The sequence below is a fragment of the Pararhodonellum marinum genome, assembly GCF_015354735.1.
GTDB classification, from domain to species: Bacteria; Bacteroidota; Bacteroidia; order Cytophagales; family Cyclobacteriaceae; genus Pararhodonellum; species Pararhodonellum marinum.
In genome coordinates, this window is sequence record NZ_JACEFJ010000012.1 from 113,274 (window position 1) to 131,240 (window position 17,967).

The 17,967-nt window shown below is 40.0% G+C and carries 14 protein-coding genes; 10 read left to right on the top strand and 4 right to left on the bottom strand.

The window, feature by feature from the left end; all coding sequences use genetic code 11:
* The first annotated feature begins 60 nt into the window (after positions 1-60).
* The 4 genes from H1A14_RS18715 (at position 61) to H1A14_RS18730 (ending at position 3,178) form a co-directional block, all read left to right on the top strand.
* On the top strand, positions 61-477 hold the full coding sequence (locus H1A14_RS18715; protein WP_194777817.1) for a hypothetical protein: 417 nt from the start codon (positions 61-63) through the stop codon (positions 475-477).
* Positions 478-895: 418 nt separating this feature from the next.
* On the top strand, positions 896-1,546 hold the full coding sequence (locus H1A14_RS18720) for a hypothetical protein (protein ID WP_194777818.1): 651 nt from the start codon (positions 896-898) through the stop codon (positions 1,544-1,546).
* A 384-nt stretch (positions 1,547-1,930) separates the two neighbouring features.
* Positions 1,931-2,902, top strand: coding sequence for a formylglycine-generating enzyme family protein (locus H1A14_RS18725; RefSeq protein ID WP_228527869.1), 972 nt, complete (start codon positions 1,931-1,933; stop codon positions 2,900-2,902).
* 27 nt (positions 2,903-2,929) lie between these two features.
* The gene (locus tag H1A14_RS18730) at positions 2,930-3,178 is read left to right on the top strand and encodes an outer membrane beta-barrel family protein (RefSeq protein ID WP_262893973.1); all 249 of its coding nucleotides are present in this window, start codon (positions 2,930-2,932) and stop codon (positions 3,176-3,178) included.
* Between the two features lie 65 nt (positions 3,179-3,243).
* On the opposite strand, the gene H1A14_RS18735 is transcribed toward H1A14_RS18730, so the two are convergent.
* The 3 genes from H1A14_RS18735 to H1A14_RS18745 all read right to left on the bottom strand — a co-directional run bounded on the left by H1A14_RS18735 (position 3,244) and on the right by H1A14_RS18745 (position 6,471).
* Positions 3,244-4,128: a macrolide 2'-phosphotransferase gene (locus H1A14_RS18735; RefSeq protein WP_194777821.1), complete on the bottom strand. Its 885-nt coding sequence runs from the start codon at positions 4,126-4,128 to the stop codon at positions 3,244-3,246.
* Between the two features lie 753 nt (positions 4,129-4,881).
* Complete coding sequence (locus H1A14_RS18740) at positions 4,882-5,577, bottom strand: hypothetical protein (protein WP_194777822.1); 696 nt, start codon at positions 5,575-5,577, stop codon at positions 4,882-4,884.
* A 306-nt stretch (positions 5,578-5,883) separates the two neighbouring features.
* Positions 5,884-6,471, bottom strand: coding sequence for a hypothetical protein (locus tag H1A14_RS18745; protein ID WP_194777823.1), 588 nt, complete (start codon positions 6,469-6,471; stop codon positions 5,884-5,886).
* Positions 6,472-6,809: 338 nt separating this feature from the next.
* On the opposite strand from H1A14_RS18745, the gene H1A14_RS18750 reads away from it, so the two are divergent.
* The 6 genes from H1A14_RS18750 (at position 6,810) to H1A14_RS18775 (ending at position 15,595) form a co-directional block, all read left to right on the top strand.
* A complete protein-coding gene (locus tag H1A14_RS18750) occupies positions 6,810-10,799 on the top strand; it encodes a hybrid sensor histidine kinase/response regulator transcription factor (protein ID WP_194777824.1) in 3,990 nt (1,329 codons plus the stop codon).
* 193 nt (positions 10,800-10,992) lie between these two features.
* The gene (locus tag H1A14_RS18755; protein ID WP_194777825.1) at positions 10,993-12,084 is read left to right on the top strand and encodes a lipase family protein; all 1,092 of its coding nucleotides are present in this window, start codon (positions 10,993-10,995) and stop codon (positions 12,082-12,084) included.
* A gap of 54 nt (positions 12,085-12,138) precedes the next feature.
* The gene (locus H1A14_RS18760) at positions 12,139-12,297 is read left to right on the top strand and encodes a hypothetical protein (protein ID WP_194777826.1); all 159 of its coding nucleotides are present in this window, start codon (positions 12,139-12,141) and stop codon (positions 12,295-12,297) included.
* Positions 12,298-12,548: 251 nt separating this feature from the next.
* A complete protein-coding gene (locus tag H1A14_RS18765) occupies positions 12,549-13,322 on the top strand; it encodes a hypothetical protein (protein WP_194777827.1) in 774 nt (257 codons plus the stop codon).
* An 84-nt stretch (positions 13,323-13,406) separates the two neighbouring features.
* Positions 13,407-14,321, top strand: coding sequence for a phospholipase A (locus H1A14_RS18770; protein WP_228527870.1), 915 nt, complete (start codon positions 13,407-13,409; stop codon positions 14,319-14,321).
* Positions 14,322-14,521: 200 nt separating this feature from the next.
* Positions 14,522-15,595: an RES family NAD+ phosphorylase gene (locus tag H1A14_RS18775; protein ID WP_194777828.1), complete on the top strand. Its 1,074-nt coding sequence runs from the start codon at positions 14,522-14,524 to the stop codon at positions 15,593-15,595.
* 581 nt (positions 15,596-16,176) lie between these two features.
* Here the strand turns inward: H1A14_RS18775 and H1A14_RS18780 are convergent.
* Complete coding sequence (locus H1A14_RS18780) at positions 16,177-17,751, bottom strand: calcineurin-like phosphoesterase C-terminal domain-containing protein (protein ID WP_194777829.1); 1,575 nt, start codon at positions 17,749-17,751, stop codon at positions 16,177-16,179.
* Positions 17,752-17,967 lie beyond the last annotated feature (216 nt).

The window sequence follows — 17,967 nt, forward strand, 5'->3', positions numbered from 1 at the left end:
AAGGATGCCCAAAAAGTAATTCTACCTACCAAAATTATCAAAAAGCAATAGCCCGATTCAATGGTAAACAAACTGCTCAAAATAGAAAAGATAGGCAAGCACTTACTCCGGTCAGGAATCATTCTTTACCTGGCTGCCATCATCTACCTTACCTTCAATTTTGACATCAATCAATCCGGCACCTATGGCAGAAGTGCCATTACAGTCACCATTTTATTGATCATCATTTTCCTTTTGTACCACTATAAAAATCCCAAAGCCGGAATAGTGGGGGGCATAGGGGCCATTATTTTTTTTATAGGGTCAGCCATTGTAGTAGGCTACAGCGACTTTCAGGTGCCCGGACTTCCCTATTCTATGATTTTTCTCCACACCATTAAAGATATCCTATTGGCTTTCGGGGCATTGATCCTTACAGGGCAATCTGTGAAAGAACTTGTCAGACTAAAAATCACCCAGCCTTTTCCGAAGGTTTAGATGACGTCCCTTTGGGTCCATTCCATTCACTTTTTTAATATAGTTGACATTAAACCAACTCCTTTGGCATTTTAAGGCTCGGTCTAATCAATTGGATTTTGGGAAATCTTCCCAATTCAATTCCAGTCATCAGCTGAATTATTACTTTTCAATACGACCGCATTTCAAAGATCCCTCAAATGGTAAAACCTGCTGAATTAAACTCAGGATCAGTTGTTTCCAATTAGCCAAAACTGACTGAAACCTTTAACTTTCTCCTCATATAAGCCGGGTTTTCATTGAAATCAAATTTCCTGATTCCAAATGCACACTTTTTAGTTCTTGATTCCAAATAGTACCTAATCCATTAAAAAGTCAATTCGAATATTCCATACTTTGAAGGTGCGGCGTCAGCACTTTAATCACTGACAAAGATGACATGAAATCAAAATTCATTGCCCAAATGACAAGTTACTTGCTTGTGGTAATTGTTTGCCTGCATTTTTCAAGTTGTGTGACCGTCTTCTCAGAACTTCAAAGTGCAAGAACTGTAGGTGAAGGAAGGTTTGATATTACACCGTCCTATTCCACGGTTGGCCAATTTTATGAGGGTGAATCAGAGGGGGTACAAAACCACATCGGGTTTCAGGCGGCGTACGGGATCAGTTCTCGGTGGGATATCAGAGCAAGGTATGAAAGGGTTTGGGTCAAGGATACCGAATTTGGAGAAGATGGTGTCAATGTCCTTGGTTTTGGCCCGAAGTACAGTTTGCTGGAAAACAAGATTGCAGCTTATCTCCCTGTGGGAGTAGGATTTTTTGAAGGCGGGGAAAAAGAATGGCAGGTCCATCCCACCCTCCTGTTTACCTTGCCTCTTATGCCTGACAAAGCCGAAGTGACATTCTCTCCCAAATATCTTATTGATTTCAATGGCACCAATTTGGTTGCGACCAATTTGGGATTTGCCTTTGGGGATTTAAGAAACTGGGCCATAAGACCGGAATTTGGATTGCTGTTTAACCCGGGTGAGCAGGGAAGCAATTTTCATTTTAGTGTAGGATTTACCAAAAGCTTCGGAGCATGGAAATGAAGGACTTAACAGCACTGACTTCCAGCTTTAATGTCCCACGTTCGATTTTTGTGACCTTTTTTCATAGGCAATTTTTAGGTTGATGTGGCCTTGATTCAGGTGTCGGTGAATTTCCCTTTTTGGCAATTTTTTCCGACACCTTGCTCTATTTGATTTGGGTTTAAAATTTTCCTAGTTTTAGGGGTAATTGATGCTGCCACTTCTTTCCCTATCAAAGTCAGATCAATCAAAACCCTGAAAACAATGCACTTTAAAACCATAATTAAATCTCACTTCTACATTTTCCCCTTTTTACTGCTGTTCGGCTGCCAAGAAAAGAAAGCTGAAACTAAAAAAGAAAACCTTATTCAAGGTTCAAAAAACAGGGTTGAACAAAATGACTCTATGGATAAGGTCAAAGATGGCATGGTATGGATTCCCGGCGGCACCTTTACCATGGGAACCAATGAAAAAGAAGCCTATCCAGCAGAAAGACCAGCTGTCAAAAAGAAAGTAGAGGGTTTTTGGATGGACCAAACGGAAGTGACCAATGCCCAATTCCGGGAGTTTGTTAAAGCTACAGGCTATCTCACTGTGGCTGAGAGGGAAATAGACTGGGAAGAAATGAAAAAGCAATTGCCGGAAGGGACCCCAAAACCCGATGATGAGCTGATGAAGCCCGGTTCTATGGTTTTTTCCCCGCCTGCACATGCCGTGCCTACCCATGACATCAGCCTCTGGTGGAAATGGGTCACAGGGGCCAATTGGCAACATCCGGAAGGTCCCGAGAGTGATTTAAAAGGGAAAGACCAGCATCCTGTCGTGCACATTGCTTTTGAAGATGCTCAGGCCTATGCTGCATGGGTTGGAAAGAGATTACCAACAGAAGCCGAATGGGAATTTGCCGCGAAAGGCGGCTTGAATGCCCGCTATTCCTGGGGAGATGAATTGAATCCGGGAGGACAATTTATGGCCAATACCTTTCAGGGTGATTTTCCGCATGAAAATGAAGGTAAAGATGGGTTTACTGGAACCGCCCCTGTGAAAAGCTTCCCCCCCAACCCTTATGGCCTCTATGACATCATCGGAAACGTGTGGGAACTTACCGATGACTGGTATGATGCTTTGAAATACAACAGGTTGGTGGGAAATGCCCCCGCTTTGGATACCAGCATCAGTCAGTGCTACAACCCTTCAAACCCCTATGCACAGGAAAGGGTAATCAAAGGAGGATCATTTTTATGTTCGGATAACTACTGCGTGAATTACCGTCCTTCTGCCAGACATGGGCAAGCCTATGACAGCGGCACCAGCAATGTAGGTTTCCGCTGTGTCCAGGATGATCAACCAACCTTATTAGGTTTATCAGATCGATGAAGTTTTTGTTTTCAGCGTCTAGCCTAATTGATTTGTAAACAAAATCTAGGAGCCAGAATGGATCTTTTTAACAAGCGGGCCACCCTAAGCATCAATGTGGCAGATGTATTCAATACGCGTGTTTTCATGATTCAGACCGATGACCTGGAATTTTCCCAGATGGGGTTTTTCAACCGGGAAACCCAAATTGGCACCCTGTCCTTTGTTTATCGTTTTGGAGGATTTAAAACCAAGGAGGATAAACCGAAAGTCCGGTATTCTGATGATCCTTTTTGATTGCCAGGAAGCATTTTACACCAAAAAGGGATGCGATTCTTGTGAATCCAAGCAAGGTTAACTGATTAACCCAAACCCAATTGAAGTTTTGCTGCTTGAAGATATTCTTCACTTTGGGTGTTGATGGCAAAATAGGCATAGTTCAAAGGAGTGGCGGCACTTCTTTCCAAGGACTGCTCAAATAAATGATCCCAGACTTTTCCTCCGAAATGGGAATAAGCTGCAATCAATTCTTTGAGACTATCTTCCCCAAAGACCGTGACATGACCCGAGAAATCCATAGAAGGATCATTTACCTGTCCCTCCGACCAATCGATCAGGCCGGAAATTTTTCCCTCATTGGTGGACAGAATATGTCCTGCATACAAGTCCCCGTGGACGAAAGTGGTGAAATCCGGCCATAATCGGTCATTGTCCAACCATTTGCGCCACCGATTTTCCAACTCAGCCCCTACACCCACTTCCTGTTTTACCAGTTTAATGCGGTTAAACATCTCTGCCCTTGCCATTTCCGGGGAAAGGGTTTTGATTCCCAAAGATGCAGCGTCCTGTGCAGGAATCTGATGTAACTCCACCAAAACCTTGGCCAAAGCGGGTATAAATTGCCTATTGCCTTGATCCATGTGCCAGGTCACTTCATAAGTTCGGGCATCGTAGGTAATCACCGGCTTATTTTCCAGCAAAGGATAGGCTATCAATTCCGGGTTGGCAATTTTCCAGTCGGGAACTGCCACAGAGAGATGTTCTCCAGCCAGTTTCAAAATTTTGCCTTCCTGCTCAATCTGTTCCCCCAAATCATTCCTCCGGGGAATCCTCAATACCCAGGCAGTCCCATCCATTGCTTCTGCAAAACACACCTTAAAATCTATCCCCATCTCATTGAAAGACATTTCGTCTTTCAATCGGAGGCCGTGTTTTTCAGCGAGTTTGGTTATTTCTTGGGTGTTCATGTTTTATGAAGACATTTTTTTCAAATCAATCTTTTTTGGAAATTGCCAGCTTGTGAAAATTTTCTTTAAGTCTCAAGTGAAACAACGACCGATATGAAGATAATTTTCTTAACATTAGGGTTAATCAACTGCAGATAAGGTTGGCCTGACTGAGGATCATAATTAAAAACAGCCCAGGTTTATACCTATTGGCTTTGGCAAATAAATCGCTCTGGATAGCTCAAACCATTAATCTAATTAATGATTACTTCAATTCTCTCTTCTTAAGGTTAAATTAAAATTTCATCATTCCCAATTGTTTCTGCAACCAATTTATAGTTCTCTTTCGATAAACAAAAATTTGTCTATTATTGAATCCTTGAAAAAAAACCTGCCCAAATCATTGGACAGGTTGTTTGAATTAGTAGTTAAGTCTCAATTAAAAAAGTCACCCGTAAAAAATTCAATTCAGTTGCTTTAAAAAATACACCCAAATATAATTATTCAAATATCCGCTTCTTTGCCAGTAACCCAATATTCTTCTTCAAACGGGTCGGAAGTCAGAAGTCCCCCGCCGTCGTCGGGCAGGCCCGCCTGTCGTCGGACAGGCCCGCCTGTCGCCGGACAGGGATGTACCGGACATTTCAGTTTGCTGACGAGAATTATATTGAATTACCTTTTTACTGACATCATTGCGTACTTACATGTATTATTATTTGAATTTGATATTGAAGGATATTTTAATTTATTCCCTCTTTTGTGATTTCTTTAAAATCAGTAATAGGTGCCCACCCAAAGCATTTTTGCAGGATCTTTAAGATTGGTAACGGCCACTTTGGAAGGAAAAGAAGCTCTGATATCGGGATCGGTTTCATACACTTCCTGAATGGTGTACTCCACCCAATTGAAGCCTTTCTTTAATTCAATATCAAAGTTGTATTCCGTCTCCACCTCTGTGTTGTCATCCGCATAATCTGTGCTCCTACAGGAAGTCTTTACGCTCAGATCCTCTTCCACATACATCACTTCATAAAAAGATCCCTTAATGGCATTTTTATAGCCCGGATCTTCCAACCAGGGTCTCAGTCCTTCATCCGAAACCAAGAATACGGTACCTGACCAATCTCCATCCTTGGTCAATCTCACATAATCCTGTCTTGCAGCAGGTTTGTCAAAAATATCTCCGAAAGCCTTGTTGTCATTACATTTAAAGAAAAAGTTAAAATAAAGTTCTCCGATGGAAACGGATTTATTCTCCTCTGGAACATGGTCTAGACTGATGTTTTCCAAGCTAGCATTAAATTGACCTTTCTTATCCACTTTTCCGATGGAAATCAGGTTATCCATTCCAAAAATCATCAAAACCAAATCCATTTCAGCCTTTTCATGGTTCTTTACAATACCTTTTAATTCCTGGCCATTGACCAAAAAAGAACAACATAAAAAGAAAATGGGAAGTATGAATTTCATATCAAATTTTGTTTTAAGTGACAAATTAATGATCATAGCAAATCTCCTGCAATCACAATTAAAAAAGTATAAACCATGTACCAAAACATACCACAGATGTAACAATTGGTGAGAAAAAGTCCGATTCAATTAAATTTCACCATCTCCAATTCTAATTTTTGTGCTGAATATTGGTTTGGATAACCATATAAAGGGAGAGAAACGTGGAATTTGATTGGAAAGCAAAGAGAAAATTGTGGACTCACACGTCAAGCAGGAAAAATGGAGGTCTTTGGGTAGATCTATTTAATGGTTTTAGCGATTCTTTCAGTCCAATATCTCCATGTCCAACCCATTGATGATGGTCCATAAATCACTTAAGTTAACTTCATTTCCTTTTGTGAAAAAATGATACCTGCCGTTTCGGACAAACTCCAATTCTGAGGTTTTGGATTTTAGGTTGACTTTTTCCCTCACCCTTGATCCATTGAGTTCATGAATAAGGTTATGCCCATCAGCATTCAATTCTTCAAAATCCAAATTCAGCTTTTGGACAGTACCGGATAAAAGTACCGAAGCTACCGGACCGGCTCCATCCAACACATCAATCAATATTGTTTTAGAAGAATCGGTTCGGTGCTGATAGATCACTTGTATGGCACTCATTTCCATAGATTCTTTGTGTCCAGCAAGAGTCCTGATTTTTAGAAAGCCAGCTACTTCCTCTGGGAATAATTTTTTAAAGTTTTCTTTGGGGATTTGTATGGTATTGTTAAGATCTATCTCTGGAGGCACATCGGATTTTGTATTAAGTTTTTTGTATTCTTTTGGGGTCGTAGTACTTTCTTGATTTGGAGGTCTTCTGTTTTCTTGACATGAAAATTCCATACCCATCAATGCCAAACCAAAAACCATTAAGACTAATTGAGTCTTAAAAACCCTTTTTTTCGAGTTGTACATGAAAAGATTGGAAAATAAGTGTGTATCAATCATATGAAATCGTAGATCAAAAGTAAGCGAAAATTAAAAGGCTGAATGCTTCAATTGTATCATTGAATGTAATACACGTAACATTTGCCTCAAACCTAGCTGGTATTTTACCAACAAAATAACAATCCATCTGAAAGATAGCATCATTTCGGTAGCATGAGTAAATGATAATTTTAAAACAAAATTGCTGAGATTGTTGACCAAAGACTTTATCTTTATTAGGATAAAAACATTTCGTTTTTATCCTTTAAACCCGAGTTATTGTGGTTAATAAGTCCTCATTGGTAAATTTCCCCCTATTTCTTTTCCTGATTTTTTTGGGAAATCCTACCATTGTTTTTCCTCAGGCCGAGCTATCATTTAGACAACTTTCGGTGAACGAGGGCCTCTCTCAAAATTCAGCCGTTTCGGTTTCTCAAGATAGAGATGGATACCTTTGGATAGCCACCCAGGAAGGCTTAAACCGCTATGATGGAAGGGAAATTTTATTTTATGATAAAAAATTCGCTGACATCACCCAAGAATCCCATTTGCAATTGGGAAAAGTATATGCTGATAGCCAAAATAGGATTTGGATCATTCCGGATAGTTCAGTGCCAGAATTGTTTCATCCTGAGGAAAGGGTCTTTTATCCGGTAGAGGGAATAAAGGCCGCAAGCTGTATCTTTGAAGATATACAAGGAAACATCTGGATTGGAACTTTTTCTGGTCAACTCTTCAAATGGAATGAAGCCATTCGTTCAATCGAAATGAGTTGGACGGACCCTTCCAAGGAAATCATGGATATTGGCCTTTACGATGAAGATCACTTGCTACTTACCTTCAAAGATGGCATTGCCATCTGGCAGGTTCATACACAGCTCATTACCTTTTTGGAATTACCTCAAATTAACAATATCCATTTCTCCTGCAGTCAGAGGGATTCAAATGGAAACATCTGGGTTGGCACCTTAAATGCAGGACTTTGGATTTTGGAGAAAGGAAATCATATCCCTGTACCTATTCCTAAGGTATTTAAGGAAAAAGAAAATAGAACGGAGATCAAAATGGTATTGGACATTGTGGAAGACTCCAAAGGAAACATTTGGGTGGCAACCTATGGGAATGGATTGGAAAAGTATAATCTGAATGAGAAATCTTTTGACAATTTCACCTACAGCAAGCAAAATCCCAGGTCACTTCATTACAATGATGTGCTTTGCGTTTATGAGGATTATACAGGCACTTTGTGGTTTGGAACTGATGGAGGCGGATTGAGTTTTCACGATAAGTTTTTAGAAAAATTTAATTTTTTTCTCAATCAGCAAGTACCTGAAAATATCAATATCGATGTGGTAAGAGCCATTTTTGTGGATGAAAATGAAAATATATGGATAGGCACCTCAGGAAAAGGCCTTACTTTCTATGATTCAAAAACCCAAACCTGGAAAACCTATACTGAGACTAAGGACAACCAAAATCACATTGCAAGTAACAGGGTCATGAGCCTATGGGGAGACGGAAATGGGAAAATCTGGATAGGTTACCAGGAAGAGGGGCTTAGTATTTTGGACCTCAATACAGGAATCTTCAATCATTACAATGGACAAAGTCCAGTTAAATTACAAGCCAATACCATTTGGAAAATATATGAAGATGAGTCCGGAAATCGGTGGCTTGCCACAAGAAATGACGGTTTGATTCAATTTGACCCTCAGAAAGGAATCATCAGACATTTCTTGCATGACCCAAACGATCCCACAAGCATTCCTGGAAACAACATCAGGACATTGGAAAAGGGAAGTAACGGGGAGCTTTGGATCGGTACAGAAAACCAAGGCATAGCTAGGTTGGACATTGAATCGGGTAGCTTTCAATCCTTCAAGCATGAAGAAGGGAATAAAAAAACCATTTCCTCAAACAACATCAAATCCCTTTATTTCGATGGAAAAAGCACACTTTGGATTGGCACAAATGGTCATGGAGTCAATGTCCTTGATGTAAATACGGTTGAAAGTTTCCGGATTTCGACTCAAGAAGGGTTGGCAAATGATGTCATCTACGGGATCCTTCCCGATGATTCCGGCAACCTATGGCTCAGTTCCAACAAAGGCATCACCAAAATCACCTTACAAGCCATGAAGTCTCCCTCCTATGCTATCACTAATTACACCAATTACGATGGGTTGGCAACTGAATTCAATACCGGAGCGTATTTCAAGGATCACGATGGATCCTTGTATTTTGGAAGTATAGAGGGGTTTTATTGGTTTAATCCAGATGATATTTTGCTCAATGAGACACCTCCTAAAACGGTTGTTACCGGACTTTTTGTTTTTGATAAATCCGTAGAAATCAGTGAAGAAATTTTTTTTAAGCACCATGAGAACACCCTGACCATCAATATAGCTAGCTTGGTATTTTCTTCCCCCAGTAAAAATGAATTCCTTTACAAACTTGAAAATCATGATGCAAACTGGATTCATTCGGGCAATAACAATCAGGCAAGATATACCAACCTTTCGCCAGGGACCTATAAATTTTTAGCCAAATCGAGCAATTATGACGGGATCTGGTCAGACGAACCTGTTTCTCTTAGTTTTACTATTCTACCTCCATGGTATTTGAGTTGGTGGGCCAAATTAGGCTACGCAACATGCATCACCTTAGCATTAATTTGGATATATAAATACCTAAAGTGGCGTTGGCAGGTGAATTTCATGCTCAAAATGAAAGAGGACGAAACCAAAAGACTGGTGGAGATCGATAAGTTTAAAACAAACCTTTTTACCAATATTTCCCATGAATTCAGGACTCCCTTAACCCTCATTTCCGGACCGATAGAAAGACTGATCAGCCAATCTGACAACCCGATTTTCAAATCGCAATTGAACCTGATCAAGCAAAATTCTCAGCGTTTGCTGCATCTGGTAGATCAGTTGCTGGAGGTTTCAAAAATCAAGTCCGGTAAGCATGAACTGAAAATCCAAAAAGGTAATTTGGGATTATTGTTGCAATCGATCGTAGCCAATTTCTTTTATTTTGCCGCTGAAAAAAACATGAGACTCAATACGGACATCCCTCTTATGACTGAGGTTTGGTTTGATGCTGACAAAATTGAGAAAATAGTAAGCAACCTGATACAAAATGCATTGAAACATGGCAAAATAGGATCAGAGGTTTTATTGACAGGTCAAATCATGGATAATCAATTTTACTTGACGGTTAAAAACCAAACCGTTAAAAAATACGATAAGGAAGAAATAAATCAACTTTTTGACAAATTTTACAAACCATACTCCAAAGCAGAAGGCTTTGGCATAGGACTGCCATTGGTCAAAGATCTGGTAGAAATCAACCAAGGGGAAATTAATCTCATCTTAGAGGATCAAGCGTTTTTTGAAGTTCAAGTTCGGATTCCGGTTGACAAGTTTGCTTTCAGACCTGAGCAAATCCTAGAAGAAGAACTTGATTTACTCCCGGTCGAAGATGGGATGCCAGCAGAAATAAAAGAGGACGCACCCCTTGTATTGGTTATTGAAGACAATGATAAGGTGCGTTCATTTATTTTGAATGAATTGCAGCCATACTACAAAATTTTAGAAGCCAGCGATGGAAAAGAAGGATTATTCATCGCCATGAAAAAAATCCCGGACCTAATCCTATCAGATGTCATGATGCCAGAAATGGATGGTATTGAACTTTGCCAAAAATTAAAAAACGATGAAAAGACTTCTCATATCCCCATCATTTTACTTTCCGCTAAATCTGACGAGGAAAATATTCTAAAAGGTTTAGAGGTGGGTGCAGATGACTACATGCTTAAACCTTTTGGTATCAAACAACTTTTAGTTAGAATCCAAAAACTAATTGAATTGCGAAAGAATTTAAGGATTAGGTACTCCGCCAAAGCCAGGATTACTCCCAATGAAATAGCCATAACATCCACTGATGAAAAGTTTCTGAATAAAATCCAAAGCATAGTAGATGATGATTTGGGTGACACAACTTTCACTGTGGATCAATTCTGTAAAAAACTGGGCATGAGCAGAATGCAGCTTCATAGGAAATTAACCGCACTTACCGGGCTTTCAACCTCTGCTTTTATAAGGGATCAAAGGTTAAGATTAGCCATTCAAAGACTCGAAAAATCAGGAGAATCCATATCGGAAATAGCTTATGCGGTAGGGTTCAGTTCCCCTTCCTATTTTATCAAATGCTTCAAAGAAACCTATCACATGACCCCAAGCGAGTACTTGGAAAAAGAAAAGTAGATCCTTTCAGAAAAATTAAATGCTTATTCGAGCAAATTTTTTGGTTCCCCATAAAAAATGGAGTAATCCTTTCACCTTCCAAGAAAATGGGTTTTAAGAAAAAATATTCAGAATAAAAGTTAATTTTAGGCTAAACTATTGACCTATCTTTTGGTTCTCGTTTTTCTAAGTCCAAAATAAAGTCCCTTGTACCATGGTATTAAAAATCAAATTGCTGATTGTTTTTTTGATATTGAGTTTCACGGCATTTTCTCAAGGTTTGAAACCCGGTTTTGACAAGGAAGAGTATCTGGAAGCCCTGAAAATCTCGGCCATAACAAGCAAAGACAGTAGTTATTTTGAGAAAATCGAGGCTCCCAGTAAATTCCAAATGATTTACCAATCTGAAATCATGGGATTGGACAACTTCTGGGATCTATGGCAACATCAGAGCCAAAACGTAGCTGCCATCAGCATCAGAGGCACCACACCAAACCCCATCAGCTGGCTGGAGAATTTCTATGCAGCCATGGTGCCTGCCACCGGAAAGCTGGACATACAGGAAGGCTTTGCATTTGATTATGCATTGGCCGACAATCCAAGGGCGGCAGTGCACATCGGTTGGTTGGTGGGGACGGCTTTTTTATCCAGAGACATGCTTCCCAAAATGGATTCGCTTTATCAAAGCGGAACCAAAGAATTTCTGATCATCGGTCATAGTCAAGGAGGTGGAATAGCCTACTTGCTGACCGCTCATTTTCGCTCACTTCAGCGACAAGGAAACATACCCCAAGACTTGAAGTTCAAGACCTATTGCAGTGCTGCCCCTAAACCAGGCAACCTGTACTTTGCCTATGCCTATGAGCACATGGATTATGACGGTTGGGCTTACAATGTGGTCAATGCCAAAGATTGGGTACCTGAGGTACCGATGTCCATCCAAACCACTGGGGATTTCAACGACATCAATCCTTTTCAGAATGCCAAGGTGATGATCAGTAAACAAAAATTCCCAAAAAACCTTGCCCTCAAAAGAGTCTATAACCAACTGGACAAACCTACGCGAAAAGCCCAGAAAAATTATCAAAAATACCTAGGTGAAATGGCCTCAAAAGCTGTTTCCAAAAATATTGAAGGTTTTAACAGTCCTGAATATTATGGCAGCAACCATTATGTGAGAACGGGAAAAACAATTGTACTGACACCGGATTCGGACTACGAGAAAGCCTTTCCTGATGATGTGGGCCACTTATTCCCCCATCACCTGCATCCCGCTTACCTGTTGTTGACTGAAAAATTACCTTAAAATGAATTATTTCCTACTTCAATCGTATACCTAATCTACTTGAAAACGGGAATTTTGAATTCATTATTTGTAGTGATGTCCATGGCTTGTCATTCGAAAGAGAAGCATCTGGAAGCCAATATTGCACCGGCGCAAGTGGCAGTCCTTATGGCCTCTGTGAAAGAACTATTTTGGAATCTGACCATGGATGAGGAGGATTCAAATCCATGGTAGAAGGTTTTGAGTCATTTGGGGTACCTGGTAGGGAAAAAGTACAAACAGAAGGTCCAACTATCCATCAGGGTGAAAATGGGATTGATGGCCTTGTGGCAAAGATTTTAACACAAACATGAATCCATGCAATGTCTGAAAATGCTTCGGACTATACGGTATCGGTATCTATAAAAAGAGATGCCGATGTATCCATCACAGATTTTGAAGGATGTGGTGCTTACCCTTCCCCAACAAATCCTTACATTTAAATTATGAAACCTACACTCATTTTATCATGCGTATTTCTTCTTGTATTGATTGCCTGCAATTCCAAAAACGGGGAGACGGTCGAATCCTTCACTGAGGAAGAGTCAACTGTCAACGAACCCCTCACCTGTTACCACCATGGTGACAAGGGCAATAGGGTATTGCTCAAGTTTTCCATCGCCGACAACATGGTGGAGGGGGAAATGATGTATGCTTTGGAAGGCAAGGACATCAACAAGGGTACTTTCAAAGGAACGTTGAACAACGGGATCATCCTTGCTGATTACACTTTTATGTCGGAAGGAGTGATTTCAGAAAGACAGATTGCTTTTCAGAGAACCTCTGATGGTTGGTTGAAGGGTTTCGGCCCCGTAGTCAGTCAGGGAAATAAGGTGGCATTTACAGATGCTGAAAAAATTGATTTCAGGAGTGGCTTGAAATTCGTCGAAGAACCCTGTGATGAGCCATCCTACGCATGCATTGGCTCCTACACAGGTGTTTGGTCTGCTTTAAAAGGCAGTTGTGTGGAGTTGTCAGAGGAAGCCACAGAACTTAACCCCATCGAAGTCCAAGACCAAAACAACCCGCCTGCCTACCTGATTTTTGCAGATGACCAATCCAGTGCGGAAGTGTACCTGCCAGGCAGGGAAGACCACATGCTGCTCCAGCGAGAAGGTGAAGAAGGAAATTGGGTTTGGAAATACGAGGATTATGAGCTCATCACCTGGAAAGGATATGTGTTGAGAAAAGAGGGAGTTGCTTTATATGGGGGGGTATAAACTGTATTGAACACTTTTTTTGCCGATGTTTGATTTTGACTTTAAGATCATATTGTACAGAATTCATGGGTTTAAAATGAATGTATGACAAACTTTACTTGGCTTGGAATTAGGTTAATTCCATTGTTTTTGATGGGGCATATCTGTGGTGCTGTGGCTCAAACAATGTTGGGAAATGCTGATAAAATCATTGCAAAATCGATTACAGAGCGCTGGGAGCTGGATTCTGCCAGTCAACGGGGTACTTTCCGGCTCACTTCCTATAAACCCTTCTATGTGACCGCAGGCAGGTGGTCCAATAATCCCAATAACTTCCCAGCCAGTGAAAATCCGGATTATGCAGTCACAGAACCCTTCGAATTCAATAACTATGAGGCTAGATTTCAGCTAAGCTTTAAGACCAAAATTCTCCAGGATATTTTTTGGGGTCAAGGGGATTTATGGGTTGGTTATTTGCAGGTGGCCCATTGGCAGATCTACAATACCAACCTTTCCAGGCCCTTCCGCGAGCTCAATTATGAACCGGAACTGATCATGAATTTCGGAGTCAATTACAATTTGTTTGGCTTTCAGGGCAGGACCTTGGGTTTTTCATTCAATCATCAATCTAACGGCAGAGAACTTCCACTTTCCAGAAGCTGGAACAGGGTGATTTTTCATGCGGGTTTTGAAAGGGATCACTGGGGACTTGTACTGAGACCATGGATCAGGATTCCTGACGAAGAGGACGAAAACCCTCTGATCACGGATTTCATTGGACGCGCAGAAGCCACCGTGATTTATAGCAGAAATAAGGTTCAAATGTATGCCGTCATCACCAATTCGCTACGCTTCGGTGGTGGCAATAACCGTGGAGGAGCACAATTCAATGTGGTCTTCCCCATCAGAGCAAACCTGAGGGCACAGTTTCAGGTTTTTGACGGTTATGGAGAAACTTTGATAGATTACAACCACCGGCAGACCACCATTGGTTTGGGAGTTTCATTTGTGGATTGGTGATTTTTTTTCAGTTTTTAGGGCTTAATCCTGCCATCCGGGTTAGTTTGAACTGAATTTTTTAAATTTTCTGATTGTCTTATATTGGCAGGTCATCTTACATTGCTAACAATCCTTAGCATAAGAGATTGCGGTTTTATCAAAATCGCCAGATTCAAAAAATCAAAAAATTCTTGCCAGAAATATCTCAGTTCCTGTTATTTATGGAAACAAGCTTTAATAGGATGTGCAACTCGACACTTGATTTAGTAAATGATTTAGAAAAGTACAGGGATAAATTTCCATTTCCATTTATATCAAAAAATGAGAAAGAAGATTTTTTGGCTGTTTATAAACAAAAAATTGAGGAAATTCAAAGATTTTCCGAAGTTCAATTTAATTGGTTTCAGTCAAATGAAGGGAAGGTGAAATTGACCTTCAAAAAAGTATATGATTTGACCTACAAAGTAATTCAGAGTAAACTTAAAGACGATGATAAAACTGCCATTGAGCATTTGGAAGATCTCATGAAAATTATTGAATTTGATAAGCTTTCACATTTAGATCAAAAAGACTTTTTTCGAATTAGAAAGACTCAGTGGAACAATGGACTACTTAAAGAATTAAAAAAGGAAGACATGTTTCACATAAATTATCAAGATAGGCGCAAATGTAAAAATTATAGATTTAGTATTTCCGGAATTCCTGCTCTTTATTTAGGAGAATCCCTTGCACTTTGCGAAAAGGAAATTTTTTACGGTTGTGATCCTTCTGACTATTATATTTCCCAATTTAGAAGCCGTGATAATTTTAAAGTTATCACAATCGACTTACCAGAATGGATAATTTGGCGATTAGTGAAAGGTGAATTTGGAAAAAGAGAATTTATAAATTTTTTCGCTTATCTCCCTTTTTCAGCAGCCTGTATTTTTAGAACTGCTCCACCTCATAATCATTCCTTCAATCCAGAGTACATTATCCCTCAAATGTTGATGAGTTATTTAAAGAAAGACAAATTAAAGAAAGACGAAAAGCCCATTGGAGTAAGGTATCCATCCACGAAATTTAAATATGACAGAAGCACTAAACCTGCACTAAATTATGCATTTCCTGTCACAGATCCTGATAAGGACGGCTTCTGCAAAAATTTGAAGAGAATATTCGGCTGGACCGATCCAATACTTTCGGAAATTAATTATGATAAAATGAAAACTGAATTAAGAGAAAAGGCTATAAAAATTGAAATGTCGGATGATCTGAATAAATTACGGGAAGGATTTGGTAAAGCTATCGAATAATTTAAAAATTTAAAAAAATCCTATTAGGATAAACTTACTTGGAGAAAACTAAGAATTTTTCGAAAAAAAATGACTTAATACTTTCAAAATTTAAATCTAAATGGCCCACAAAATTTTTCCTCAGTCTCTAACTTGAAATTATGGAAAGTTGATTTTTGTTGTACAAATACATAATGTTGGCAGCTCCCTCCGTCGCAAAAGAAATGAATAGTTGAATTCCCACCTTGAAAATTGGTCAATTTTACATTCCTAAAATTTTCTTCTAAAAAACTAATTATTCTAGAAAGCTCTTTTTTTGAATTAGATTCATTTATTTCCGTTTGTGTACTTTTTTTACCTTTCATAACTGAAATATAAAGAAAATTTTTAATCATAAACCTTTTAACACAGCTTTTATTAGGTTTTATCACAGATATAATCAAAGGGGGTATGCGAAAAGTTATTAGAGTAAGTAATCAATCTGGTAATAGTAATCCTTAGGATTTATCTAAGTAATATCCTTATATCCACTTGATATCAATGAATATTTCATTTAAGCAGAATCCATTTTATTTGTGAAACATTCCGTAAAGTCCGATTAATCATTCAGCATCCAAAACCCTAAAAGTCCTTTTCCCCACATGGACCTTTCCAAACATATCCATGGCTTCCACTTCAATGGTATGTTCTCCTACTTCAAGGTTGGAGGAGATCGGCGCTCTCCATAAGTGGTCCGTCAGTGCAGGGTTGGATGGTCTCCGGCCGGGCATCACTTCTTCGGTGGTGTCCCATTCATATACTTTAAGCACGTATGTGGGATCATAGGTTTCCATTTGCGCCATATCCTTCCATTCACCCTGATCAATCCGGTACCTTACTTTGTTGTCAGCTGCGCCGGTGAAGAAGTTGACCACAATACTGGAACTGGTACGGACATCTTTTGCCAAAACCTTAGGGGCAAAGATTTCCATTTGGTAAGTATCCGGTTTTCCGGCTGCTTTATAGTGGACCTTGAAATCAGTATTCTCGATATCCAAAAACAGATACCCTTTGGGTGAACCGTCCCTCATGGTGGATTCAGGCGTTCCATCGGCGAGGATTTTTCCGCTGTACCAATCTCCCGATGGCGTACCGATGTTATAGTGGTGGTGGGGCTTTGATTGATTGAAGCCGTCTTCCTTGCCAAAAAAAGCCTGCTTCATGTAATGGGTATGGGCTGACATGGAAAGGGTATTGGCAAATGGAGAAATAAGTTCTAGAATTCTTTCACGATCATCATCCCGAAAACTGTCCCCGTTTTCCTCAAACAATGGTATATGCATCAGAAGGACAACCAATTTGTCTTTGGGCACCAATTTGAGGTTGTTTTCTAAAAATTGCATCTGATCGGGTCTCAATCCTCCCCAATAACCCTGTCCGTCCCTTGGGTCAGGATAGAGAATATCTTCCAAAACCACAAAATGCGCGTCGCCATAGTTGAAGGAATAGGTAGCAGGTCCGAAGTTGGCTGTATAAGATTCATCACTGTACTCATCCCTATCCGCATCAAAGTTCATGTCGTGGTTACCCATCACCTGAAACCAAGGCACTCCAATCTTGCCCACTGACTCCGCATATAATGGAAAGAAGTCTGGTCGGTCTCCCACCAAGTCTCCCAAAGCAGCCCCAAAAGCAATGCCCTGAATGTTTTCCACTTCCGAGACTATCCCTTTTTTGAAATGCTCAATCTCCTCCAAAGTATAAGGCTGGGGATCTCCAAAAATCAAAGCGCTGAACTGTCGATCAGTTTTGCCTGGCAATAGTCCAAAATCAACAGACTTGGGAAGCTTTCCGGTAGGTGCCACACCGGGATACCTCAGGTTGTCAGGAGAGCCATTGGGTTTGTGGATATAGTAAAACTGTGGGATGTTGTTGGCATCGGTCGGCAATTCATGGGAAGAAGGTTTGATGACGAAGATGGTTTGGTCCTCCGCAATGGGGAGCTCATACTTCCCGTTTTTGTCGGTTTGGACTACCTGAATGCCATTGGATACCGCAACATTGGGCAGTCCCTTTTCTCTTCTTTCTTTTTTGCCGTTGGCATTAAGATCTTCATAGACGATTCCGCTGACTTTTTGCTGGGCAAATACCGAAGCAGTAAAAATCAGGGCAAGGAACAGGAGTTGAAATTTTTTCATCGGGTAAGGTGTGTTTTGGATAAAATTAAGGGATTTTGTTGAATGCCATGTTTATGAAAAGGTTATGCTATGGTTAAGGATTTGGATTGGTTTTGGAAAAGGGGTGATTGGTTAATGAAGTCCAATTTTAAATGACAAAGCCAAGGCACAAAAATTGACCATTTAACTCCAAAAACCTCCAAGACATCTCAGTATCAATGGGTAAATAAATCCATA